The sequence below is a fragment of the Nocardia sp. PLKS1-43 genome, assembly GCF_059510335.1.
Genome location: NZ_JCAJZQ010000007.1, coordinates 296,967 through 321,530 on the forward strand (window position 1 = coordinate 296,967; position 24,564 = coordinate 321,530).

Annotated in this window: 24 protein-coding genes; 13 read left to right on the top strand and 11 right to left on the bottom strand. The window is 67.3% G+C overall.

The genetic code is table 11. The annotated features are described in order from the left end of the window. Nucleotides 1-26: 26 nt before the first annotated feature. From recQ to prfB, 6 genes are all read right to left on the bottom strand, one after another. Nucleotides 27-2,120, bottom strand: a complete 2,094-nt coding sequence (gene recQ / locus AC5WS7_RS25465) for a DNA helicase RecQ (protein ID WP_495957190.1) — start codon at nt 2,118-2,120, stop codon at nt 27-29. A 391-nt stretch (nt 2,121-2,511) separates the two neighbouring features. Then, entirely contained in the window at nt 2,512-3,417 is a 906-nt protein-coding gene (ftsX, locus tag AC5WS7_RS25470) for a permease-like cell division protein FtsX (protein ID WP_495957082.1), read from the bottom strand. Beyond that, nucleotides 3,417-4,106 (bottom strand): cell division ATP-binding protein FtsE, encoded by a 690-nt coding sequence (gene ftsE, locus AC5WS7_RS25475; protein WP_495957083.1) that lies wholly within the window; start codon nt 4,104-4,106, stop codon nt 3,417-3,419. The genes ftsX and ftsE overlap by 1 nt, the downstream gene beginning before the upstream one ends. Nucleotides 4,107-4,179: 73 nt before the next feature. Continuing rightward, nucleotides 4,180-4,338 carry an Rv3103c transmembrane domain-containing protein gene (locus tag AC5WS7_RS25480; protein ID WP_495957084.1) on the bottom strand — a complete coding sequence of 53 codons (159 nt, stop codon included), beginning with the start codon at nt 4,336-4,338 and terminating at the stop codon, nt 4,180-4,182. Further along, complete coding sequence (locus AC5WS7_RS25485; RefSeq protein ID WP_495957085.1) at nt 4,325-5,185, bottom strand: mechanosensitive ion channel family protein; 861 nt, start codon at nt 5,183-5,185, stop codon at nt 4,325-4,327. Before AC5WS7_RS25485 ends, AC5WS7_RS25480 begins: the two co-directional genes overlap by 14 nt. A 148-nt stretch (nt 5,186-5,333) precedes the next feature. Next, entirely contained in the window at nt 5,334-6,452 is a 1,119-nt protein-coding gene (prfB, locus tag AC5WS7_RS25490) for a peptide chain release factor 2 (protein WP_495957086.1), read from the bottom strand. Nucleotides 6,453-6,797: 345 nt separating this feature from the next. On the opposite strand from prfB, the gene AC5WS7_RS25495 reads away from it, so the two are divergent. Further along, nucleotides 6,798-7,601: an SDR family oxidoreductase gene (locus AC5WS7_RS25495; protein WP_495957087.1), complete on the top strand. Its 804-nt coding sequence runs from the start codon at nt 6,798-6,800 to the stop codon at nt 7,599-7,601. Nucleotides 7,602-7,631: 30 nt separating this feature from the next. Continuing rightward, entirely contained in the window at nt 7,632-8,417 is a 786-nt protein-coding gene (gene hisN, locus AC5WS7_RS25500) for a histidinol-phosphatase (protein ID WP_495957088.1), read from the top strand. Nucleotides 8,418-8,420: 3 nt separating this feature from the next. Here hisN and AC5WS7_RS25505 read toward each other — a convergent pair whose 3' ends face one another. Next, a complete protein-coding gene (locus tag AC5WS7_RS25505) occupies nt 8,421-8,630 on the bottom strand; it encodes a hypothetical protein (protein WP_495957089.1) in 210 nt (69 codons plus the stop codon). Nucleotides 8,631-8,816: 186 nt separating this feature from the next. Between AC5WS7_RS25505 and AC5WS7_RS25510 the strand changes: the two genes are divergently transcribed. Continuing rightward, nucleotides 8,817-10,208, top strand: coding sequence for an acyl-CoA dehydrogenase family protein (locus AC5WS7_RS25510; protein WP_495957090.1), 1,392 nt, complete (start codon nt 8,817-8,819; stop codon nt 10,206-10,208). A 70-nt stretch (nt 10,209-10,278) separates the two neighbouring features. Further along, entirely contained in the window at nt 10,279-11,517 is a 1,239-nt protein-coding gene (locus AC5WS7_RS25515; protein ID WP_495957091.1) for an acyl-CoA dehydrogenase family protein, read from the top strand. Between the two features lie 110 nt (nt 11,518-11,627). Here the strand turns inward: AC5WS7_RS25515 and AC5WS7_RS25520 are convergent, their stop codons facing one another. Beyond that, a complete protein-coding gene (locus AC5WS7_RS25520) occupies nt 11,628-11,879 on the bottom strand; it encodes a hypothetical protein (protein ID WP_495957092.1) in 252 nt (83 codons plus the stop codon). Nucleotides 11,880-11,997: 118 nt separating this feature from the next. On the opposite strand from AC5WS7_RS25520, the gene AC5WS7_RS25525 reads away from it, so the two are divergent. Next, a complete protein-coding gene (locus AC5WS7_RS25525; RefSeq protein ID WP_495957191.1) occupies nt 11,998-12,261 on the top strand; it encodes a Scr1 family TA system antitoxin-like transcriptional regulator in 264 nt (87 codons plus the stop codon). Between the two features lie 152 nt (nt 12,262-12,413). Here the strand turns inward: AC5WS7_RS25525 and AC5WS7_RS25530 are convergent, their stop codons facing one another. Then, the gene (locus tag AC5WS7_RS25530; RefSeq protein WP_495957093.1) at nt 12,414-13,091 is read right to left on the bottom strand and encodes a hypothetical protein; all 678 of its coding nucleotides are present in this window, start codon (nt 13,089-13,091) and stop codon (nt 12,414-12,416) included. Nucleotides 13,092-13,288: 197 nt separating this feature from the next. Between AC5WS7_RS25530 and AC5WS7_RS25535 the strand changes: the two genes are divergently transcribed. The 7 genes from AC5WS7_RS25535 to AC5WS7_RS25565 all read left to right on the top strand — a co-directional run bounded on the left by AC5WS7_RS25535 (nt 13,289) and on the right by AC5WS7_RS25565 (nt 22,656). Beyond that, complete coding sequence (locus AC5WS7_RS25535) at nt 13,289-13,858, top strand: dihydrofolate reductase family protein (RefSeq protein ID WP_495957094.1); 570 nt, start codon at nt 13,289-13,291, stop codon at nt 13,856-13,858. Nucleotides 13,859-13,872: 14 nt separating this feature from the next. Continuing rightward, nucleotides 13,873-14,226, top strand: coding sequence for a YciI family protein (locus AC5WS7_RS25540; protein WP_495957095.1), 354 nt, complete (start codon nt 13,873-13,875; stop codon nt 14,224-14,226). A gap of 13 nt (nt 14,227-14,239) precedes the next feature. Then, nucleotides 14,240-15,520 (top strand): RNA polymerase sigma factor, encoded by a 1,281-nt coding sequence (locus AC5WS7_RS25545; RefSeq protein ID WP_495957096.1) that lies wholly within the window; start codon nt 14,240-14,242, stop codon nt 15,518-15,520. A 313-nt stretch (nt 15,521-15,833) separates the two neighbouring features. Continuing rightward, nucleotides 15,834-17,486: an acyl-CoA synthetase gene (locus tag AC5WS7_RS25550; RefSeq protein ID WP_495957097.1), complete on the top strand. Its 1,653-nt coding sequence runs from the start codon at nt 15,834-15,836 to the stop codon at nt 17,484-17,486. A gap of 147 nt (nt 17,487-17,633) precedes the next feature. Beyond that, the gene (locus AC5WS7_RS25555; protein ID WP_495957098.1) at nt 17,634-19,292 is read left to right on the top strand and encodes an acyl-CoA synthetase; all 1,659 of its coding nucleotides are present in this window, start codon (nt 17,634-17,636) and stop codon (nt 19,290-19,292) included. Nucleotides 19,293-19,349: 57 nt separating this feature from the next. Continuing rightward, nucleotides 19,350-19,928 carry a hypothetical protein gene (locus AC5WS7_RS25560; RefSeq protein ID WP_495957099.1) on the top strand — a complete coding sequence of 193 codons (579 nt, stop codon included), beginning with the start codon at nt 19,350-19,352 and terminating at the stop codon, nt 19,926-19,928. Nucleotides 19,929-20,709: 781 nt separating this feature from the next. Further along, nucleotides 20,710-22,656, top strand: coding sequence for a PepSY-associated TM helix domain-containing protein (locus AC5WS7_RS25565; RefSeq protein WP_495957100.1), 1,947 nt, complete (start codon nt 20,710-20,712; stop codon nt 22,654-22,656). Nucleotides 22,657-22,703: 47 nt separating this feature from the next. Here AC5WS7_RS25565 and AC5WS7_RS25570 read toward each other — a convergent pair whose 3' ends face one another. Next, nucleotides 22,704-22,880 carry a hypothetical protein gene (locus tag AC5WS7_RS25570; RefSeq protein WP_495957101.1) on the bottom strand — a complete coding sequence of 59 codons (177 nt, stop codon included), beginning with the start codon at nt 22,878-22,880 and terminating at the stop codon, nt 22,704-22,706. Between the two features lie 397 nt (nt 22,881-23,277). Between AC5WS7_RS25570 and AC5WS7_RS25575 the strand changes: the two genes are divergently transcribed. Next, nucleotides 23,278-23,880 (top strand): TIGR03086 family metal-binding protein, encoded by a 603-nt coding sequence (locus AC5WS7_RS25575; RefSeq protein WP_495957102.1) that lies wholly within the window; start codon nt 23,278-23,280, stop codon nt 23,878-23,880. 38 nt (nt 23,881-23,918) lie between these two features. On the opposite strand, the gene AC5WS7_RS25580 is transcribed toward AC5WS7_RS25575, so the two are convergent. Further along, nucleotides 23,919-24,509 carry a TetR/AcrR family transcriptional regulator gene (locus tag AC5WS7_RS25580; protein ID WP_495957103.1) on the bottom strand — a complete coding sequence of 197 codons (591 nt, stop codon included), beginning with the start codon at nt 24,507-24,509 and terminating at the stop codon, nt 23,919-23,921. Nucleotides 24,510-24,564 lie beyond the last annotated feature (55 nt).

The following is a 24,564-nucleotide window of genomic DNA, read 5'->3' on the forward strand; positions in this document are numbered from 1 at the left end:
GTGATAAACGGATCGTCCTGGCACGTTCAGTACATATCGTCCGGCGGTGGTTCGAAATCCCAGTCCGGGGGCGGTTCGTGATCCCGTGCCGAGGCCGGCGAAACCGGTTCCCGGGCCGGTTCCGGCCGGGCGGCGGCCCGAGTCCGCGACGACGCGGAAGCCGGGCGGGCCGGCGACGCGGAAGCAGCCGGGCGGGCGGGCGCGTCGGTCCGGGGACGAGCCGGGGGCCGGCTCGGGGCCGCCGCGGCGGATGTGTCCGACCCCGGCTCCCCCGTGACCGTCTCCAGCACGCCCTCGCCGTACTTGGCGAGCTTGTTCTCGCCGATACCGCTGATCTCGCCGAGCTGAGCCAGGCTCGCGGGCCGGCGCGCGGCGATCTCCCGCAACGTCGCGTCGTGAAAGACCACGTACGCCGGAACCCCCTGCTCCTTGGCGGTTGCCGCACGCCAGGCCCGCAGCCGCTCGAACAGCCCGGCATCGGCCGGAGCCAGATCGGCGGCGGCGAGCCGAGATGTCTTGGCGCGCGGCGCTTTCGCCACCTTGACGCGTTCGGGTTCCCGGCGCAGCGCCACCTGACGCCCCTTGAACAGCACCTCCTCGCTGGCCTCGGTGAGCACGAGAACGCCGTAGTCCCCGTGCACGGCCAGCAGGCCCTGCGCGAGCAGTTGCCGAATTACGCCGCGCCATTCGATATCGCGCAACTCTGCCCCGACGCCGAAGACCTTCAGCTCGTTGTGCTTGTGCTGCACCACTTTCGGATTGGACTTGCCGACCAGGATGTCCACGATGTGCCCGGCGCCGAAGCGCTGCCCCCGCTCGCGCTCGAGCCGCAACACCGCCGAGAGAACCTTCTGCGCGGGCACCGTGCCGTCCCAGGATTCGGGCGGATTCAGGCAGGTGTCGCAGTTGCCGCACGCTTCACCACGCTGGCCGAAATATGCCAGCAGCTGAGTGCGGCGGCACTGCACCGTCTCGCACAGCGCGAGCATCGCGTCCAGATGCAGTTGCAACTGACGGCGGTGCGCGGCATCGCCTTCCGAGGAGTCGATCATCTTGCGCTGCTGCACGACATCGTTGAGGCCGTACACCATCCACGCGGTCGAGGGCAGGCCGTCGCGACCGGCGCGACCGGTCTCCTGATAGTAGCCCTCCACCGATTTGGGCAGATCGAGATGCGCGACGAACCGCACATCGGGCTTGTCGATGCCCATGCCGAACGCGATGGTCGCCACCACGACCAGCCCGTCCTCACGCAGGAAACGCGACTGGTTGGCCGCGCGGGTGCGGGCGTCCAGGCCCGCGTGATACGGCACCGCCTCGATGCCGTTGCGGGTGAGGAATTCCGCGGTCTTCTCCACCGAGTTGCGCGAGAGGCAGTAGACGATGCCCGCGTCACCGGCGTGCTCGGCGCTGATGAAGCTCAGCAACTGCTGATCGGCCCGGTTCTTCGGCTCGATCCGGTACTGGATATTGGGGCGGTCGAAGCCCGCGACGAAATGCTTGGCGCCGGTCAGATCCAGGCGCTCGGCGATCTCGCGGCGGGTGGCCTCGGTGGCGGTTGCGGTCAGCGCGATGCGCGGCACATCGGGCCAGCGCTCGTGCAGTACCGACAACGCCAGATAGTCCGGCCGGAAATCGTGGCCCCACTGCGACACACAGTGCGCCTCGTCGATGGCGAACACCGACACCTTGCCCTTGTCCAGCAGTTGCAGCGTGGACTCCAGCCGCAACCGCTCGGGGGCGAGGTAGAGCACATCGAGTTCGCCGGCCAGGAACTGCTGTTCCATCGTGCGGCGCTCATCGGGGTACTGGGTGGAATTCAGGAAGCCCGCGCGCACGCCGAGGGCGTTGAGCGCGTCGACCTGATCCTGCATCAGCGCGATGAGCGGCGAGATCACGACGCCGACCCCGGGCCGCACCAGCGCCGGAATCTGATAGCACAGCGATTTGCCCCCGCCGGTCGGCATCAGCACCAGCGCGTCGCCGCCCTCGATGACCTGCGTGACGATGTCGTGCTGTAATCCGCGGAAACTGTCGTATCCGAATACCCGCCGCAGAACCTGTTGCGCCGCATCGGGTTCGGCGCCCACGCCGGACTGATCGATCAGCGAATCGGCCACCGTCTCGAGCGTCTCCCGCGAACTCACCTTCGACATGCTATCGCCAGCCCGCCGCCCCGGGGCTCCAGCGGGTCGTAAGGGACGCGCAATTCGCCGCTTCGGGCCGGCGGCGGGACGTCTTCAGTTCTGGACATACCCGCAGATTTCCCATATACATGCGAAATCAATTGTCGCGCAGCGAGAATCGATCGATCTGTGCGTGCGCGGGATGGGAGCCGATCATGCGTCGCCGCACACCTTCCACATGGCAATCGCACCCGTTGCACATGGCGAACGCATATTCTCCGTGGGACAACCGCACCCTTTCGGGGATCGCAACCGCACCCTTACTCCAAAAAGCCGCACCCGCTGCCTCGACGGGAGCGGGTGCGGCTTCAGTGGACGCGCGAACTCACTCGCGAACGTAGTAGCGCAGCGTGCCGTAGGCCGTCACGGCGGCGAAGACGATGCCGACCGGAATGATCGTCATCGCGACCAGCGTGACGTCGTCGCCGGTGATGCGCGGGAACACCTTCGACTCGAACAGCGAGCCCAGCGCCCGATCGATCACCAGCGGCCGGGCCGCGAGCAAGCCCAGCACCGCCAGTACCGAACCGACGACCGCCGCGGCCACCGCCTCGAGCAGGAACGGCAACTGCGTATACCAGCGGCTCGCGCCGACCAGTCGCATGATGCCGACCTCCTCGCGTCGGGTGAACGCCGCGATCTGCACCATGTTCGCGATCAGCAGCACCGCCGCGAACGCCTGGAGCACCGCCAGACCGAACGCCGCGTTGCGCAGACCGTCGAAGAGACTGACCAGCCGGTCGACCACGTCCTTGTCGTTGCGCACGAACTTCACCCCGGGCCGGGCCTGGAATTTCTGCAGGATGCTCGGATACGTCCCGGCATCGGTCATCTTGACCCGCAGCGAGGCGGGCAGCGGCGACTGCGCGACGTAGGCGGCCAGCTCCGGCTGATCCTTGAACGTCTTCTCCTTCGCCTCGCGGACCGCATCCGCGCGGTTGAGGTACTGCACCGACACCACGCCCGAGGTGTCCTTCAGATCCGCCAGCAGCGTCTTGCACGGATCCTTCGAACAGTCCACATCGGTCGCGGACACGGTGTCGTCGAGGTACAGCCGCACCTCGAGCCGGTCCAGGAAGTACTGCTCGGTCTTGTCGGCCATCTTCACCGCCAGCAGACCGCCGCCGAGCATGGTCAGCGATACCGCGGTGGTCAGGATCATCGCGATGGTCATGGTGACGTTGCGGCGCAGGCCGTTGAGGACCTCGCTGAGTAGGAACGCTCCGCGCATTACCGGCCCACCCCGTACACGCCGGTCGCCTCGTCGCGGACCAGACGCCCGCGATCGAGTTCCACCACGCGCCGGCGCATCGCGTCGACGATGTGGTTGTCGTGCGTGGCCATCAGCACCGTGGTACCTACGCGGTTGATCCGTTCGAGCAGGGTCATGATGTCCTGACTGGTATCGGGGTCGAGGTTGCCGGTGGGCTCGTCGGCGAGCAGCACCAGCGGCCGGTTCACGAACGCCCGCGCGATCGCGACGCGCTGCTGCTCACCGCCGGACAGCTCACTGGGCAGCCGGTCGGCCTTACCGGACAGGCCCACCAGATCCAGCGCCTCCGGCACCGCGCGGTTGATGAACTTGCGGTTCTTGCCGATCACCTCGAGCGCGAAGGCCACGTTCTGCTCGACGGTCTTCTGCTGCAGCAGCCGGAAGTCCTGGAAGACGCAGCCGATCCGCTGCCGCAGCTTGGGCACCTTGCGCCCGGCCAGGCGGTCCACCCGGAAGTCCGCGACGTGGATCTCGCCGGTGGTGGGCCGCTCCTCCTTGAGCAACAGGCGCATGAACGTCGACTTACCGGAACCGGACGGCCCGATGATGAACAGGAACTCGCCCTTTTCCACCTCGACCGAAACATTGTCCAACGCGGGACGCGTCGAGGTTTTGTATGACTTGGTGACGTTCCGCAGGGTGATCACGAGGTGCCAGTGTAACCAGCAATGCAAGTGCGCTCTCCGGCACACACCCGGTAATTGCCTCGGGACATTCGCGTCACTTGGTCTGAGTGGACGAAATCACCGATTTCGGAATCGTATTGGCAATCGGTGAGAACCCGCTGCGATCGGGCGTAGTGGGCTTGACGAATACGTACAAAACGAACGTGGCGACCCAGACGGCGATCAGGGCCGCAGTGGATTTACGCAGTTTCACTCATACCCTCCCGGCGTAATGCCGCGGCAACCCGCACCCGGAGCTCGCGGCCGACTTCGAACTGTTTGCCCGGCAGCGTCCGGGCAACCATGCGGATGTTCATCTGGTCGACGGTGAGGTCCTCGAGTCCCATCACCGTGGGCTCGTCCAGCAGCAGCGATTTCAGTTTGCGGTCGGCGAACGCCTTCGCGCCGACATCGTGCAGGATCTCGTTGACCTTGGTGATGTCGGCGGTCGCCGGAACCGGCACGTCGATCGCCGCGCGCGCCCAGTCCTTGGACAGATTCGTGACTTTCACGATCTGCCCGTTGGGCACGGTGATCACCTCGCCGTCGGGATTGCGCAAGGTGGTGATCCGCAACGTGATGTCCTCGACGGTCCCCTCGGCCGGGTAGGTCTGGCCGGTGACCGCGATACTCACCACATCGCCGAACCCGTACTGCCGCTCGGTGATCAGGAAGAATCCGGCCAGCAGATCCTGCACGATGCGCTGCGCGCCGAAACCGAGCGCGGCACCGATCACCGCCGCCGGGGCCACCAGGCCGCCGAGCGGAAAGCCCAAGCGCTGCAACACTTCCAGCGCCACGAGGAAGTAGACGACGGACAGCAGCACCCAGGTGACCACCTGCGCCAGGGCGTGCCGGTGCTTGGCCGCCTCCGAGCGGACCAGTGAATCACTGCCCTGGAAGCCGGCGTCGATCCGGCGAATGATGCGGTCCCGGACGAACTGGGCGAACCGGCTGAACAACATCGCGCCGATCACGAACAGTACGATCTCCAGCCCGCCCGAGCGCGCCCAGGCCCCGACTCCGGCCAGCGTGGAGCCGTCAGCGAGATTCGCGGTCATTCCCTCACCTCTGCCGATCTCGGCCCACACCCGTCACAATCTGCCCTCTGGCCACCCGAACACACGCCCAACAGGCTACTACGGTGCGCGCGGCGATCGAAACGTCGTGATTGCGCCGTGATTGGCGCGAGCACGAGCAAACCGCGGATTACTCCTCCGCGCCCTGGCGCATCCGCCAGCGGATTCCCTCTTCGATGAAGCCGTCGATCTCACCGTCGAGTACTGCTGTCGGATTGTTCACCTCGTAATTGGTGCGCAGATCCTTGACCATCTGATACGGGTGCAACACATACGAACGCATCTGATTACCCCACGACGCGCCCTCGGTGGTCTTGAGCGCGTCCATCTGGGCGCGCTCCTCCTGCCGCTTGCGCTCGAGCAGTTTGGCCTGCAGCACACGCATCGCGGAAATCTTGTTCTGCAACTGCGATTTCTCGTTCTGGCAGGTCACCACGATGCCGGTTGGGATGTGCGTGATGCGCACCGCCGAGTCGGTGGTGTTGACGCTCTGGCCGCCGGGCCCCGAGGAGCGGTACACGTCGACGCGGATATCGCCCTCGGGCACGTCGATGTGGTCGGTGGTCTCGACCACGGGCAGCACCTCGACCTCGGCGAAAGAGGTCTGGCGGCGGCCCTGGTTGTCGAACGGGCTGATCCGCACCAGCCGGTGCGTGCCCATCTCCACCGACAGCGTGCCGTAGGCGTACGGCGTCTTGACCGCGAAGGTCGCGCTCTTGATCCCGGCCTCTTCGGCATAGGAGGTGTCGTAGATCTCCACGCCGTACTTGTGCCGCTCGGCCCACCGGACGTACATCCGCATCAGCATCTGCGCCCAGTCCGCGGCGTCGACGCCACCGGCGCCGGAGCGGATGTTCACCAGCGCCTCGCGCTTGTCGTACTCGCCCGACAGCAGCGTGCGCACCTCCATCGCCTCGACGTCGGCGTGCAGGGCGGCGCGTTCGGCGTCGGCGTCGGCGAGGGCCTCGGTGGCCGCCTCGCCCTCCTCGGCCTCGGCGAGTTCGTACAGCACCGGCAGGTCGTCCAGGCGCTGACGCAGCTCGCTGACGCGGCGCAACTCACCCTGGGCGTGCGACAGTTCGCTGGTGACCCGCTGTGCGTGCTCCTGGTCGTTCCACAGGTCCGGATCGGCGGCCTGATGTTCGAGCTCATCGATGCGACGGCGCAACTCGTCGATGTCGAGCACCGACTCGACCGTCTTGAGAGTCGTGTCGAGTTCGGCGAGATCAGCGGTGACGTCGGGATGCACGATTTCCCAATCTACCGTCCGCGCTCGGCACGAAGAAATACGACGTCGGCGGCGCTGTCCGGAACATCGCTCGCGGAGCGGGGCGCGGTCGGGGCGGCGGTGGCGCACATGTGGCGGATCCGCCGCCCGGACAGCGGATTCCGTGCGCCGGGCCAGTCCCGCTGAGCGGGATCCAAAGCCCTGCGGCGCTTGTAACCTCCGAGGCTGAAGGGTGGAATCGCCGCGACGAGGAGGTTGTATGAGAGCGATGAGCACGGCCGGACAGGGTTCCGGAACGGGCGGGAAGCGTGCGGGCGAACCATCCGCACCGCGTGCGCCGAAGCCGAGCACCGGCGAGGTGCGGTCGTGAGTGTGCTCGCGGTCACCGGCAGCGCGTCGGGAATCGGCGCGGCGGTCGTCGCGCGTCTGGAGCAGGACGGGCACCGCGTGATCGGCGTCGATCTGCACGACGCCGACGTCACCGCCGATCTGTCCACCGCCGACGGCCGCGCGCACGCGATCGCCGAGATCACCCGGCTGAGCGAGGGCGTCCTGGACGGTTTCCTGCCCTTCGCCGGGGTCGCCGCGGCCACCGGGCGGCCCGGGGATCTGGTCGTCTCGGTCAACTACTTCGGGGCGATCACCGTGCTCGAGGGCGTGCTGCCGCTGTTGCGCGAGTCCGACTCCGCGGCGGTGGTCCTGGTTTCCTCGAATTCCACGACGACGCAACCGAATTGGCCGGTCGATCTGGCCGAGGCGTGTCTGGCCGGGGACGAGGATCGCGCCCGCGAGATCGCGAACTCCTTCGGCGAATGGGGCGCCATCCAGGCGTATCCGGCCACCAAGGCGGCCCTGGCCTGGTACGCCCGCACCCGTTCGGCGGATCTGATCAAGGACGGCATCCGCATCAACGCCATCGCCCCCGGCATCATCGACACCCCGATGACCCGGGAGGGCACCACCGACCCGCTGGTCGGCGAGGGCATGAAGGGGTTCCTGGGCGCAACCCCGATCGGCCGGGCCGGGCGGCCGGAGGAGATCGCCGAACTGGCCGGATTCCTCGTCTCGGATCGGGCCTCGTTCTTCGTCGGATCGGTGATCTTCTGCGACGGCGGCATCGACGCGGCGTTCCGCGGTAAGGACTGGCCCGCGCGGTGGAGCTTCGAGTAGTCGTGCACGGGCCCGGTAACCTGTGAGGCCGTGACCGACCACACCGCCGATCTCGACCTCGCCCTTCGTCTCGCCGAGGAGGCCGACGCGATCACCCGCGCCCGCTTCGGGGCGCTGGATCTGAAGGTCGACAGCAAGCCCGATCTGACGCCGGTCTCCGACGCCGACCTGGCCGTGGAGAAGGCGCTGCGGGCGACGCTGGGCCGGTACTGCCCGACCGACGCGGTGCTGGGCGAGGAGTTCGGCGGCAACGCCGAATTCTCCGGCCGGCAGTGGGTGATCGACCCGATCGACGGCACGAAGAACTTCGTGCGCGGCGTGCCGGTGTGGGCGACGCTGATCGCGCTGCTGCGGGACGGTGTTCCGGTGGTGGGTGTCGTCAGCGCGCCCGCGCTGTTCCGGCGCTGGTGGGCGGCCACCGGTTCCGGGGCCTGGATGAGCTTGAACTTCGGTGAGCCGCAAGCGATCTCGGTCTCCGCTGTCGCCGAGCTGGGCTCGGCCAGCCTGGCCATCTCGAGCCTGTCCGGCTGGCGCGATCTGGGTCTGCGCGACCAGCTCGTCGGGCTCACCGACGAGGTCTGGCGCACCCGCGGCTACGGCGACTTCTACAGCTACTGCCTGCTCGCCGAGGGCGCGGTCGACATCGCCACCGAACCCGAGGTCTCACTCTGGGACCTGGCCCCGCTGGACGTGCTCGTCCGCGAGGCAGGCGGCGCGTTCACGGCGTTGAACGGCACCTCCGGCCCGCACGGCGGCAGCGCTGTTGCGACCAACGGACTGCTGCACGACCAGGTCCTCGCTCGACTGGAGAAGTAAGCGTCAGCCTTCCCAGGGCGTCCACTGTTCGGTCGAGATCTCGAATCCGAACGGCGCACCGATCCTGACCGTCTCCCCGAAGTCCCAGGACCGAACTTCCTTGTACATGCCGGATCTGCGCTCCGGCATGCCGTACAGCGTGGCCTTCGCGGCACGTGGATCGCGGTCGATCAGCAGATAGTACGGGATTCCCGAGTGCGCGTAACGCTCCATTCGGTCCCCGCCGGACGCCGACCCGCCTTCGACTTCCCGGCGGCAGACCGGTGCGGAGCAGGACGTTGTCGTTGGGATTGCGGTGAATGTGCTCCCGGTTGGCGGCGTTCTTACTCTGGAGTAAGATAGACTTACTCTCAAGTAAGAAGCTGGGAACACCCGATCACCCCCACCACGAGAAGACTGGTGATTATGAGCACTCGAGACACCGCAACGAAGCGACGTCCGGATTCCGCCGTCGGGCTGAACCCGGTCAAACGCGACTGGATGGGCGCGGCCATGCGGGTCATGACGACCATCACGGGTTCTGAGCTGGCCGAGAAGTACAACTTGCGCAAGCCCATCGAACGATGGACCTACGAGAGCACCAAGACCGGCTTCCGCACCCTCGGCGCGGCCACCCGCGCATTCGCCAAGGTATCAGGCGGTGGTAAGCCGAAGCGGCTGCCCGCCAACGAATCTCGCCGGAAGGACTACTTCGACCTCACCCCGTCCGACGAGCAGCAGATGATCGTCGAGACGGTGCGCGACTTCGCCGGAGAGATCCTGCGCCCGGCCGCCCACGACGCCGATGCCGCCACCCGGGCCCCGCGCGATCTGCTCGAGCGCGCCGCCGAGCTGGGCATCACCCTGATCAACGTGCCCGAGGAGCTCGAGGGCGCGGCCACCGAGCGCGGCGCGGTCACCAATTCCCTTGTCGCCGAGGCACTCGCGTACGGTGACATGGGTCTGGCGCTGCCGATCCTGGCACCCTCGGGCGTCGCGGTGGCGCTGTCGCAGTGGGGCACCGACGCGCAGCAGAAGACCTATCTGGGCGCGTTCACCGGAGAGAACGTGCCGCAGTCCTCGGTCGTGATCAGCGAGCCGCGCGCCCTGTTCGACCCGTTCGCGTTGTCCACCAAGGCAACTCGCTCGCCCAGCGGCTACCGGCTCAACGGCGTCAAGAGCCTCGTCCCGGCCGCGGGCGATGCCGAGCTGTTCATCGTCGGCGCCGAACTCGACGGTCGCCCAGCGCTTTTCGTCGTCGAATCGGACACTCCCGGAGTGGTGATCGAGGCCGATCCGAGCATGGGGCTGCGCGCCGCGGGCCTGGGCCGGTTGATCCTGGACAACGTCCCGGTCGCCACCGACGCGCTGCTGGGTGACGGCGATGCCGCACAGCACGCCGAGGACTACGCCGACGCGGTTCGGCTGGCCCGGCTGGGCTGGGCGTCCCTCGCGGCCGGCACCGCCGGGGCCGTACTCGACTACGTCAAGCCGTATGTGAAGGAGCGCGAGGCGTTCGGCGAGCCGATCGCCCATCGCCAGGCGGTGGCCTTCATGGTCGCCAACATCGCCATTGAACTGGACGGCATCCGCCTGGTCACCCTGCGCGGCGCGTCTCGCGCGGAACAGGGCCTGTCCTTCGCCCGCGAGGCGGCCCTGGCCAAGAAGCTGGCCACCGACAAGGGCATGCAGATCGGCCTGGACGGCGTGCAACTGCTCGGCGGCCACGGCTACACCAAGGAGCACCCGGTCGAGCGCTGGTACCGCGATCTGCGGGCCATCGGCGTCGCCGAGGGCCTGATTCTGGTCTGACCAGCCCCCGAATCCAACCGGTGTCGCGCGGGCAGTCCCGCGACCCCCATCCCTCGATGGAGCCGAATCCATGATCAATCTCGAACTACCCAAGAAATTGCGGGCCAGCGCCAATCAGGCCCACCAGGTCGCCGCGCAGATCTTCCGCCCGGTCTCGCGCAAATACGATCTGTCCGAACACGATTACCCGGTCGAGCTGGACACCATGGCCGCCATGGTGGAGGGCCTGGCCGACTCCGGCACCCAGGACATCTCCGGGGCCACCGGCGGCCGCAAATCCGAGAAGGGCGACGGCGAGGAGAACTCGCACGCCACCGAGCTGCTCGGAAACTCCAACGGCGGCAACATGTCCGCGCTGCTGAACGCGCTGGAGACCTCCTGGGGCGATGTCGGCCTGATGCTCTCGATCCCCTACCAGGGTCTGGGCAACGCCGCCATCGCCGCGGTCGCCACCGACGAACAGCTCGAGCGCTTCGGCAAGGTCTGGGCCGCGATGGCCATCACCGAACCGTCGTTCGGCTCGGACTCGGCCGCAGTGACCACCACCGCCACCCTCGACGGCGACGAGTGGGTTCTCAACGGCACCAAGATCTTCGTCACCGCGGGCTCGCGCGCCACCCACATCGTGGTGTGGGCCTCGGTCGACCGCAGCAAGGGCCGTGCGGCCATCAAATCCTTCGTCGTGCCGCGCGATGCCCCGGGCCTGTCCGTGGCCCGGCTCGAGCACAAGCTCGGCATCAAGGCCTCGGACACCGCCGAACTGCGGCTCGAGGACTGCCGGATCCCGAAGGACAACATTCTCGGCAGCCCGGAAGTCAACGTGGAAAAGGGTTTTGCCGGGGTCATGCAGACCTTCGACAACACCCGCCCGCTGGTCGCCGCGATGGCCATCGGCGTCGGCCGCGCCGCGCTCGAGGAGCTGCGCACCATCCTGACCGATGCCGGGGTGGAGATCTCCTACGACATCCCCGCCATGAACCAGCACGCCGCCGCCGCGGAATTCCTTCGCCTGGAAGCGGATTGGGAGGCGGCGTACCTGCTGGCCCTGCGCGCGGGCTGGATGGCCGACAACAAGAAGCCCAACTCGCTCGAGGCTTCCATGTCCAAGGCCAAGGCCGGCCGGATGGGCACCGACGTCACCCTCAAGGCCGTCGAATTGGCCGGCGCCCTGGGCTATTCCGAGCGCACCCTCCTGGAGAAGTGGAGCCGCGACTCCAAGATCCTGGACATCTTCGAAGGCACCCAGCAGATCCAGCAGCTCATCGTCGCCCGGCGCGTGCTGGAACTTACCAGTAACGAGCTGAAATAGCCTGTTGCACAACCGAAACCGGTGCGATCCCAATTGGTGGCTCGCACCGGAATCGCGTCGTCGTCAGGTCATCGACAAGCTGGATGTCCCGACGGCGTCGGGTAACTGGATCACTCCTCCGGAGTGTAGTCGGCATACCGGGGCCGGAACGGAACCACGATCATCAGCTCGTGCGATGCGTCGTTGAGAGCCTTGATAGCTCGGTGTTCCGGCCCCAGGTACGGACTGATCTCCTCCGCGATCGCCTGTAGTCGGTCGCGCAGCTCCAAGGACAACTCACGCGGGAGCTTGCCGGGGAACTCAGGAGGGTTCTCCGGGTCGATCGGCAGGCTCACCGGCCGAACCATCTCGTCGTCGGACATCGGTGCGTAGTCCTCTCAGAATCTCGGGTGGCACACGGAAGCGGGTACGTCCACAGTGCCGGGGTGGTCCTGGAATTGGAATGTGTGACCCTGGATCGTTCCGCGGATTGCTACAGCGATCCGCCATGTTCCGGCACGCCGCCGACCACTCGGCCAGCCATCTCAGTTGTCACCTACCCGTGCAGCAGCCCCGTTCGTGATGTTCGATGACAAGTTGGTGAGAGTAGAAGGACGCACAGCCGAGTTGACGATCACCCAGCCTGGAGAGATAGCGCTATACGGCAAAGCATTCGATGTACTCGCCGCACAATCCGTTACCGGGGATGCCGCCCGGACATTGATCCGCCGGGCGCTCGAGACCCGGCAGGGCCGAAGCAAGTAATTCATACCCGCAGGGCAGGCACGGACCAGCCCGCTGAATGGCCATCAGGGTCGCAGGCAGCGCACATCGCGACCCAGACAGCGTCACTCAACCGGGACGGTACTTCGCGGCCCGTGAATCCTTTTGTCCCTCAAGGTGTTCGGTGGTCGCACTCAGCAGCCGTAGAGTTTGCCGATGCCCTCGGTGGGGGTCTTCTCGCTCAGGCAGCCGAAGGGCAGGATGCCCGCGTCGCTGATCCGGATGGCGGATTGGGTGGACTTGTCCTCGCAGATCAGTCCGCTCGAATCCGAGCGGCAGGTGTAATCGCCCGCGGCGATGCGTGATCCGTAGGGGAGCTTGTTGCCGTAGCCGCGCACGAAGGGGCCCGGGTCGCCGTGCATGGAGCCCACGGACGCCTTCGTTCCGGTGAAATCGATCCAGTTGGCCACGTACTCACCCTCACCGCTGTGGGCCGGCTGAGCCGGCGGATTCCGCAGATCCACCAGACAGGAAAGCCCCGGCATACCCTCCTCGGCATCGGTGGTGCACTTGATCTTTCCGGTGGGACTGGTGAACGCGACGTCGCCGTCCTTCAGCGGGGTGGATTTACCGTCCTGAGTCGTCGCGGTGGCGTACTGGGCCGCCTCGACCGCGCTACCGGCCCGCACCCAGGCGTCGACCGTGGCGAACGACGCTCCGCGTCCCGGCGCGGCACCGGATGCGGCAGTGGTGGAGGTGGTCGAGGCGGAAGAGGCCGGCTCGCTCGACGGAACGGGGTGCGCGTGCTGATCGGTCGCGGTCGAACAGCCCGCCACCGCGAGTACGAACACTGCCAGTGCCGCGATACGCATGCGATCCACCCTAGGGGCACAGCGCCGTTCCCGCGAAAGCGCCGCGCGGCGTACCCCGCTGCCAAGCTGGGACATGCGAGGGGAACCGATCGAAAAATATCCGAGTCCGAAGCACATCGATGTCGATTCCCGGGATGTTCGTTCGACGGGTAGGTGAAGGGGCCGCAAGACGGCCGCACAACCGGAAGGATCGCAAAATGCGCAAGATCGTAGCGTTCGAACATCTCACCCTGGACGGTTTCGCCTCGTCGAGGCAGGGTTCGGGGTTCGAATGGACCCATCGCGCCTACAGCGAGGAGCTCGCGGAGTACGCCGCGCACATCCAGGCCGATTTCGACACCGCCGTATATGGCCGCGAGACCTACCTCGGTATGTACGGCTACTGGAGCAACCAGCCCACCGAGGAGAGTTCGGCGCACGAGCGCGAGCACGCGGAATGGGTGAACGCGGTCGACAAGATCGTCTGCTCGACCACGCTCGAGTCGGCCGAGTGGAACAACACGCGCCTGATCACCGGCAATCTGGCCGAGGAGTTCACGAAACTCAAATCCGCGCCGGGCGATACGATCGCGATCTACGCCAGCCCGAAGCTGGTGCACTCGTTTCTCGAGCTGGGACTGATCGACGAGTTCCGGCTCGTGGTGCACCCGGTGGTCATCGGTTCCGGGACTCCGCTGTTCCCGGAGAAAACGGCCCTGGACCTCGAGCTGACCGAATCGAAGTCGTTCGAGTCCGGCGCGGTGTATCTCCGCTACCGGACCGCCTGAGCAAAGGACATCCGATGCGCCACCTCCTTCTGATCCGTCTCGATCCGTCGGCCCAGCCGGTCGCCGGACCGGACCCCTCGCTCGCAGCGGATATGGACAAGCTGCTCGAGGAAATGACCAAGGCGGGGGTCCTGCTGGACACCGCCGGCCTGTGGCCGATCGACGAGGCGACGCGGATCCGGCTCTCGAACGGCGAACTCACCGTCCTGGACGGACCGTTCACCGAATCCAAGGAGATCATCGGCGGCTACTGCCTACTCCAGACCCGCTCTCGGGACGAGGCAGTGGAGTGGGCCTCGCGATTCCTGCGCGTGCACGGACCCGAGTGGACGATGGAGATCGAGGTCAGACAGCTGGATCAGCCGTGAGCTCGCACCGGCGATGAGCACCGAGCCCGCGCGACGGGCCGTCGAGGCGGCCTGGCGGATCGAATGGCCGCAACTGGTCGCCGGACTGACGCGCATCGTCGGCGATATCGATACCGCCGAGGAATTCGCCCAGGACGCACACGTGGCCGCGCTGGAGCAGTGGCCGCGCGAGGGCGTGCCCGCCAATCCGGGCGGCTGGCTGATGTCAGTGGCGAAACGCCGTGCGATCGACCGGTTCCGGCGCGATGCGACCTTCGCTCGCAAGCTGGCTCTGCTCGGACGGGATCTCCTGGACGAGCAGAGGTCGGGGTCTCCCGGTGCCGATACGACCATCGGCACCGGGATCTCCGATGACATGCTGCGGATGATCTTCACGACCTGTCATCCCGCACTCCCCCGCCAGGCGCGCGTGGCGTTGACCCTGCGGATGGTCGGCGGCCTGACGACAGAGGAGATCGCGCGCGCCTACGTGGTAACGAAATCGACTGCGGCACAGCGGATCGTGCGTGCGAAACGCATCATCAAGACGCTCCGCATCCCGTACGAGGTACCGGAGGACGGCGAACTCGCGGCGCGGATGGACGCCGTACTCGAGGTGATCTACCTGATCTTCAACGAGGGGTACGCCGCCACCTCCGGCGAGCAGTGGACGCGCGGCGAACTCTGCGACGACGCGCTGCGCCTGGCGCGCATCCTGAGCGCGTTGTTGCCTGCCGAACCGGAGGTGCACGGCCTCGCCGCGCTGCTGGAATTACAGGCATCTCGGCTCGACGCGCGCAGCGATATCGCCCGCCGCCTGGTGCCGCTGTCCGATCAGGATCGCTCGCGCTGGGACCAGTTGCTGATCCGCCGCGGTTTCGCCGCGCTCGCCCGAGCGCACGCCAGCGCCCGCCAACGCGCGGCCTCACCCGGACCGTACGCGCTGCAGGCCGCCATCGCCGCCGCGCACGCCTCGGCCCGCACCTCCGCCGACACCGATTGGCAACGCATAGCCGGACTGTATGCCCTTCTGGCCCAACGCCTTCCGTCTCCAGTCGTGGAACTCAACCGCGCCGTGGCCATCACCATGGTGCACGGCCCCGCGGCCGGACTCGAACTGGTCGACGCCGTCGAACAGACCGGCATGCTCGACGGTTACCACCTGCTGCACGCGGTCCGCGGCGATCTGCTCGCCCGGCTCGAACGCCACACCGAGGCACGAGGCGAATTCCTCCGCGCCGCCGAACTCACCGCGAATACCGCCGAACAGTCGTACCTGCGAGCACGCGCCGCGGATCGCCCGCAGCCGGATTGATTTCGGGGCCGCACGGTAACGATTCGGGGGCCGCACGATGCGGTTCCCGCCGGTCTCCGAATCGGCCGGTTTGAAGTTCGCGGCCGTCACGATCCCGGCACGACGCGGCCCGCGGCACGCTGTTCGGATACGGCGGTCGACCACGCGCGGTCTGTCCGGCGTCGTCACGTTGCCGATCGCAGACCTCACGGTTCTCCTCGGTCACAGTTGGCCGAATTTCTGTATCCCACGTCACACCGGGCTGCTACCGTCCACAACACTCGGTCGGTAGGCGCACGGTGTGCGCACGGTAGTCGTGTGGAGGTGATCGCAGGTGACGTCGGTTCTGGAACAGTTGCAGCGCAAGGTGATTCACACGGTCGAGGCGGTCCGGGGTATCAACGTGCTGCGCGAGCGCGGCATCATCGATCCGCGCAATCTGCAGGAGACGCTGCGCACCGCGAAGGAGGGCGCGGTCCTCGGCTCGCAGGCGACCGCGGTGCGGCGTGCGACGCGGCTGTGGCCCGACCGGACCGCGGTCGTCGACGAGCGCGGCTCGCTGACCTATCGCCAGCTCGACGAGCAGTCCAACGCCCTGGCCCGCGGCCTGCAAGGTATGGGCATCACACCGGGCACGGTGATCGCCATCCTGGCCCGGGACCACCACGGCCTGCTGCTGGCGATGGCCGCGGCGGGCAAGGCCGGCGCGCGGGTCGCGCTGATGAACACCGGCTTCGCCAAACCACAGTTCGCGCAGGTGTGCGAGCGGGAGAAGGTCAAGGCCGTACTGCACGACAGCGAGTTCGTCGGCCTGCTCGACGCGCTGCCCCCGGATCTGCCGCGGGTACTCACCTGGGTGGACGAGGGCCACGAAATCCCTTCCGGTGCAACCACTATCGAACAACTCATCGCAGCCAACCCGACCACCGAACTGCCGTTCCCGGAGACGGTCGGCGGCTTCGTCATCCTCACCAGCGGCACCACCGGCCTGCCCAAGGGCGCGCCGCGCGGCAAGATCTCGCCGATGGCGACGGTCCAGGTGGTCGACCGGATCCCGTTCCCTCGCCAGGGCACCGTGATGATCGTCTCGCCGATCTTCCACAGCACCGGCCAGGCCACCTGGCTGGTCGCGGTCGCGCTGGGCAACACCGTCGTGACCACCCGCCGGTTCGACGCCGAGGACACGTTGCGCAAGATCGCCGAACATCGCGTCGAGATGCTCGTCGCGGTGCCGACGATGTTGCACCGCATGGTCGAACTCGGCCCGGAGATCCGCGCGAAGTACGACCTGACCTCGCTGAAATCGATCGTGCTCGCGGGCTCGGCGCTCTCGCCCGAGCTGACCGTGCGCGCCACCGAGGCGTTCGGCCATGTCCTGCACAACCTCTACGGCTCCACCGAATGCGCCGTCGCGACGGTGGCCCAGCCGCAGGATCTGGCGATCGCACCCGGAACCGCGGGCCGCGCGCCGGTCACCTGTGAGGTGGTGCTGTTCGACGACGACGGCCACCGCATCCACGACAAACACGTCACCGGGCGCATCTTCATCCGTTCCGGCTCGCCCTTCGAGGGCTATACCGACGGGCGGCACAAGCAGATCATCGACGGCTACATGTCCTCCGGCGACGTCGGACACTTCGACGAGCACGGCCTGCTGTTCGTGGACGGCCGCGACGACGACATGATCGTCTCGGGCGGTGAGAACGTCTTCCCGCAGGAGGTGGAGAACCTGCTGCTGGAACGTCCCGACGTCTTCGACGCCGCGGTGGTCGGGGTGGACGACGTGGAATTCGGTAAACGACTGCGCGCCTTCGTGGTTCCCGAACCGGGCGCCACACCCGACGCCGAGGAGATCAAGGCGTACGTGAAGGGCAACCTCGCGCGCTACAAGGTGCCCCGCGATGTGATCTTCCTCGACGAACTCCCCCGCAACACAACCGGCAAACTGCTGCGTCGTGAACTGGTCGAGTATCGGATCACGGAGTAGGCCCGACCTCGCTCTTTGGGGGTACCGTCGGTTACAGAGACACTAACCACATACGAGCAGGTCTGCTTGCTAGTGTTAGCACGCACTGGATCTCGATGTTGCGGTCAGCCCGGCCCAGGTCAGGCGGGATCGCGGAAGGTTGTACCTATGTCAGCTGTCCTTCCGTCGGCAAGCAGCACCCTCCGCAAGGTCGGGGATTTGGCTCTGGGGGCCAATACGATGCGCAGACGCGGACTGTTCAACCCGCTGCGACTCGATCACGCCGTGCGCTCGGTCGTGGCGATCGGCAAGTACGGCCCGTTCGCGGGTGTGGTCGTCCATTCCGCGCAGACCCGCCCGGACTCCCCGGCCATCGTCGACGAGCGCGGTGAGCTGACCTTCGGCGAATTGGATCGGCAGTCGAACGCGCTGGCCCGCGCGCTGGCCGCGCAGGGTATCGGCGAGGGCGACGTGATCGCGGTGCTGGCCCGCGATCACCGCGGCCTGGTGCTGACGCTGCTGGCCACCGGCAAGCTCGGCGTGCGTGCGGTGCTGATGAACACCGGATTCGCCAAACCGCAGTTCGCCGATGTCGCCGCCCGGGAGAAGGTCAAGGCGATCCTGCACGACAGCGAGTTCGTCGAGCTGATGAGCGCGATCCCGGACGACGTTCCGCGCATTCTGACCTGGTCCGACGAGAAGGACGGCGTCGATCCGTCGGTACCGACGCTCGATTCGCTGATGGCCGGCCAATCCACCGATCCGGTCAAGCTGCCCGCGAAGCCTGGCGGCATGGTGATCCTGACCAGCGGCACCACCGGCACTCCGAAGGGTGCGCCGCGAGACAAGGTGAGCCCGTTCATCTCCGCGCAGTTGGTCGATCGGATTCCGGTGCCGCGCGATGGCACGATCCTGATGGCCGCGCCGATCTTCCACGCCACCGGCCTGTCGCAGTTCACCATCGGCCTGGCGCTGGGCAACCGAATCGTGTTCCAGCAGAGGCGTTTCGACCCCGAGGCGACGCTGGCCAATATCGAGAAGTACCGGGCCGAGGAACTGGTCGTGGTGCCGACGATGTTGCAGCGCATGCTCGATCTGCCCGCCGATGTGCTCGGTAAGTACGACATGTCCTCGCTGAATGTCATTTTCGCGGCCGGATCGGCGATCCCGCCGGATGTGGTGACCCGCAGCCTGGACTACTTCGGCGATTCCCTCTACAACGTGTACGGCTCCACCGAGTGCGCGGTGATCACCGTGGCCACCCCGCAGGAGCTGCGTCGCGCGCCCGATACCGCGGGCAAGTCGCCGGTGGGCATCCGCGTCGCGCTGTACGACGAAAACCGTAAGCGGATCACCGAGCCGAATGTGACCGGCACGATCTTCATCGAGAATCCGCACTCGTTCAAGGCCTACACCGACGGCCGCACCAAGGAGACCGTGGACGGCATGATGTCCAGCGGTGACGTCGGCCACTTCGACGCGAGCGGCCTGCTGTTCATCGACGGCCGCGACGACGACATGATCGTCTCGGGCGGTGAGAACGTCTTCCCGCAGGAGGTCGAGCATCTACTCGCCGACCGGGCCGACGTGCTGGAGGCGGCGGTGGTCGGCGTGGACGATCGCGAATTCGGAAAACGCTTGCGCGCCTTCGTCGTTCCCAGCCCGGACTCCAAGCGCGATGTGCAGGAGATCAAGGATTACGTCAAGGCGAACCTGGCGCGGTACAAGGTGCCGCGCGAGGTGATCTTCCTGGACGAACTCCCGCGCAACGCCACCGGAAAGCTGCTGCGCAAACCGCTGACGGAAGTGGACGTCCCCGCCGAGTAGCCGGTGCGGCACTGCCTCAGCGATGGTTCGGCGGTGCCGTCTCGGTATCATCCTCGGGTGTTCTTCGACCCCGGCCGGTCCCCGGCCCGCGATTCGGCTACGGCGCAACGGCGTCACCGCACGGTCGCGCGGCTGCGCGGGGGATCGGCCGGAGCCGTCTCCGGCGCGCTGGCCATCGAGGCGCACGGCTGGGCCGCCGGGGCCATGCCGTTGCAGTCCAGAACGCTGCTGTTGCTCGTCGCCGCCTGTGCGGTCGTCGGCGCCCTGGTGACGACCCTGCGGCCCCTGCGCACCACCCGAACCGGCCTGGTCATGGCCCTGATGGGCGGACAGCTGCTGGGCCATGCGGTGATGTCGCTGGACATGCTGGACATGGCCCATCCGGGCTCGATGTGGGGCCCGGCGATGCTGGCCGCGCACATCGCGGCCGCATGCGCCGCGGGCGTCGTGATCCAGGGCGCGGAGGCCGCCTGCCGAATCCTCGTCGCGGCGCTGTCCCGGGCGCGGCCGATGCTGGTTCGCGCCCCCGCGGGCCCGGCCTCGTCGCCGGTGCCGATCGCGCACCGCGACCACGTCATTCACCGAATTCTCGCCGCGAATCCCGGCCGGCCCCGCGGCCCGCCCCTGTCGGCCTGATACCCCAATTCATCCGTACACCCGTGCGCGAGAACAGGTTTCGCATGCTGTAGCAGAGCGTATCGTCCCCGCGATCCTCGCGCCGCCGGGTGAATCCTCGCATCACACAATCGGATCGACAGTGGGGCACACCGGATTCGGTGGGCCACGGACGTTCACGCACGCGCTCTCGTATGCCGGCGGAGACCGGTACCGCGCCGGTCGGACGGCAATATGGGCCGAACGCGTTGCCGCGCAACGTCGGTGGCTGCGCCGAACACGACGCCGGGGCAATCCGGCTCGAACCGGGAACCCGTGGCGTCGGGATCGGTATCGCGCCGATCACCGGCCTGGCGATGGGCAACTGCCGCCTGGGTGAATCCGACCGGACACTGCCGGACCGGTCGGATCGCCCGGCAAGGACAACCCTGCCGACCTCGGCCGAAGCGGCGCTTACCGATTCGGGAGGTTCGCCACGAGCGCACCGGATGCCCTCCGGCGTGATCGTGAGGCCGTGCATCGGTACCGCCATCCGGGGGACGCGGTCGAACAGGCATCGGCCGGGATCCTGAATCGCCGGAACTGTCCGTATGTGATCGGCGTGATTGCGGCCAGGCGTCACGTCGATGCGACCAGCGCTACCGGTCTCGTCGATCCGATGCGAATGGTGTGCGGTGGGCGTACCTGCCGGACCGCCCACCACGCCGAAGACGTCCGCAATGAGGGGCGGCCGTCCTCGGCCACCGAGGGTTCCCCCGGCGGGCAACGCTCGCACGGGTGACAGCCAACCAGGAGCAATGCCGTGAGCATCAACAATCCGCCGATTCCCGACGCCGCCACCGAACCGCCGGCCGGCGCGGGCGACAATCCGGTGACCGCACCGGCCACCGAACAGCCTGCCGCACAACCGATCACGCGACGGGCGGCGGCGCTCGCCCGCGAACTACCGCACAGCACACCGCATGTGGACGATGCGCATGGTCAGCCGACCACGCCTGTCGCCCCTTCGACCGACGACGGTGATGGACCACCGGTCGAGCGGCCCGCAGCGTCGACCGCAGCCGTGCGAATCGATCGGTCGGTCACGCCGGACGCGGAATCTCCTGCCGCACCAGCGGGTTCGCCGAGCGGAACCGCCGACGCCGAATCCGGCGAAGCGGACCGGATCACGGCAACGGTCGAGCGAGGCGCCGATGAACTTGCCGGCCGGCCGACCTCGACCACCAGCGAAACAGACCACGTTCCACGGTCGCGCCACGGATCACTTGACGAACCGGTCGACGAGTCAGCGACCGCGACAGCCATGAAACAATCGGCGGCACGGACGAATTCACTCGGGGCACTGGCCGCACTGGCGATGCGGTTGCACTTCTATGCGGGGATGTTCGTCGGGCCGTTCATTCTGATCGCGGCGCTCACGGGGGCCTTGTATTCGCTTGCTCCGACCATCGAGTCGGTTGTGAATCACGGTCTGTTGCACGTCGATTCGTCCGGACCGGCGCGTCCGCTGGCCGACCAGGTGGCCACTGCCGTGGCGATGGAGCCGAAACTCGCTCTGGCGGCGGTCGATCCGGCACAGCATCCGGGCGATACGACTCGGGTTTTGTTCACCGACCCGTCGCTGGATGAATCCGAGCAACGTGCCGTATTCGTGGATCCGGTGACCGCGAAGTCGGTCGGCGTGAGCGTGGTCTACGGCAGCACGGGAGCCTTGCCGCTGCGGACGTGGATCGATCAGCTGCATCGGAATCTGCATCTGGGAGAACCGGGTCGGCTGTACAGCGAGACCGCGGCATCCTGGTTGTGGGTGGTCGCGCTCGCCGGGCTGGTCGTATGGCTGCGCCGGGCGGGCTCGCGATCCCGGGGCCTGCGGCGGCTGGTGTGGCCGGATCGCAGCCGCAAGGGGCGTTCGCGAACGATGAATTGGCATGGGGCGGTGGGCATGTGGGTGCTGCTTCCGGCGCTGTTCCTGTCCGCGACCGGTATGACCTGGTCGACCTACGCGGGCGCGCACGTCGATGCGCTGCGGGCGCAGTTGAGCTGGACGACGCCCTCGGTGAGCAGCGCGCTGCCGGGGTCGGGCACACGACCGGACGGCTCGTCGAACATGCCGGGCATGTCCATGCCGGGGATGAGTATGCCCGGCATGGACATGCATTCGGGCACACCCGGCGGTACGGATCAGCCATCCAACGGCCGAATTGCTCAGGTGGACAAGGTATTCGCCGTGGCGCGCGGCCGCGGACTCGACGGCGCGGTCGAAATTACCGTGCCCACAACGGATCACACGGCGTTCGTGGTGAAGGAACGCCGCATCTCCGGCTCGCTCGCCCAAGACGCGATCGCCGTCGACGGCGTCACCGGCGATGTGACCGGCACGGTCCGTTACGCGGATTGGCCGCTGATGGCCAAGCTCGCGAACTGGGGTATCGCCCTGCACATGGGCATGATGTTCGGCCTGGCCAATCAACTGCTGCTCCTGCTGACGATGATCGCGCTGATCACCGTCATCGTGCGCGGCTACCTGATGTGGTGGCGCCGCAGGCCCTTGCGCGCGAGCCGATTCGCCCTCGGCGCCCCACCTCGACGCGGGGCCCTGCGCGGCGTACACCCGGCCGTGCTCGCCGGTGCGGCCGTGATCGCCGCCGCCGTCTGCTGGTTCGCCCCGATGCTCGGCATTCCTCTGCTGGGCTTCCTGATCATCGATATCGCCATCGGCCTAGTGCAGCGTCGTCGCGCCACACCATGAACCGGCGGACTCGGTATCGACCGCCGCTCGCACATCCCGTGGTCACCTCACCTGGCACGATCGGTGAGGTGACCGCCTCGCAGTTCACCATCTGCGACGGATACGACGTCTACCCCGGCCCGACGACCACCGGGCCGCGGCACCGTCATGCCGCCTTCCAGGTCGCCATCGGCATCACCGTGCAGATGCAGGAAGGAGGTGAACAGATCGATGGGCGTGGTCATGGCGAAACAGCCTCTCTCCGTGAGTATTTCGAACGGTTCGTAGTCATCCGGCCAGCCCGCGCCGCGGGGCGGCGGCGAATCCGGACCGTTCGTGGTGTGAGGCGCGCACCGCCTTGCGTTTCACCACCGACCGCAGACCTGTTGTGCACCATGACGATCTAGGTGCGCCGGCACTGCTCGACCGCATACCTCCGAACCTGGTGCACCTACACCACAGCAGCGTGGCACGCCGCCTGGAAAATTTGGGCAGGACAATGGGTTTCGACCTCACCGACCCCGCCGGGCGCGCGGGGATCGCCCTGACGCTGTGGCGGTTGGTCGGCGACGGACGGGACGGGCGATGAGGGTGTCCGAAAGTCGCCAGCGATCGGTGCGCCGCACTGCCAGGCTGGATCGGGTGATCGATGAGTTCGTCCTTGCCAGTGCGGAGTTCGAGCGAGTGCTGCGCGATGTCCGGCGGGAGCAGTGGGATCGGCCGACGCCCTGTTCGGAATGGGATGTGCGCCAACTGGTGAACCACATGACGCGAGGCAATCTGAATTACGTGATGCTGGCGGAGGGCGGGACTGCGGCGGATTTCCTTCGCATGCGCGATGTCGACGCGCTCGGGACGGACCCGCTGGACGCATTCGTCCGAGCGGCCGAGCGGTGCGCCCGCGCATTCGCCGAACCCGGTGCGCTGGAACGAATTTTGGACTATCCGCTGGGGAAGATCTCCGGCCGTCGAGCGCTCGCCGTCCGCACCGCCGACAGCACGATCCACACCTGGGATCTGGCCCAAGCGCTGCAAGCGGACGCCACGCTGCACCCGCGACTGGTGAACTGGATCAGCGACCACCTCGAGGAAATCTACGCCGACCTGGCCGAAACACCGGCCGACCCCGCAACCACGCACAAATTCTTCGCCGCGCCCACCGGCACCCCCGGCTCATCGAAACAGGACCAATTGCTCGACCGCATGGGCCGGTCGGCACTGTGGCGCTCAGCCATCGGCGCGTGAAGTATCACGGAAGCCAGGGATTCGGTGGTGCGGTCGGCTCACCGCCTCGACAGCGGCCGGCTCTGGGATTCCGCCACGGCTTGCACTTCGGCCAGTGTTCGCCGAGCGAGTTCGCCGAACTCGTCCTGGTTGAGCGGGTCGCTCCAGCGCTCGAAGGCGATCTTCCAGGCCACGCCGCACAGTTCGGCGGCGACGCGTGCGGTCAGGCCGGGCACGCCGCGGCGTTCGAGCGCTTCGATCATCGATGCGGTGAGGCCAAGGCCCTTGAGCGCTTCGCGTTCCCGCAGTTCCGGATGGGCGGCGATGACCGCCTGACGCCGGGCGGCGAACTCGCGGCGCTCCGGGGGAAATGCCTCCCGCCCGATCACGTCCAGGGCATGCGCCACCGCTTCGAGCGGACCGGCCTCGGGCGGGGCAGCGGCGATCCCGTCGACGAGTAGCCCGGTCATCGTGCCGCCGCCGAACAGGACTTCCCGCTTGTCCGGGAAATGGCGGAAGAAGGTGCTCTTGGTGATTCCGGCGCGCTCCGCGATCTCGATCACCGTCGTGTTGTCGTAGCCGCGCTCCTCGAACAGTTCGAGTGCGGCGAGCGCCAGTCGCTGTGACGTATCGGGCTTCCAGCGTGCCATGGACACATGGTACCGAGACTTGGTCCCGTCACTGCGGTACGGTGATGGCACTATG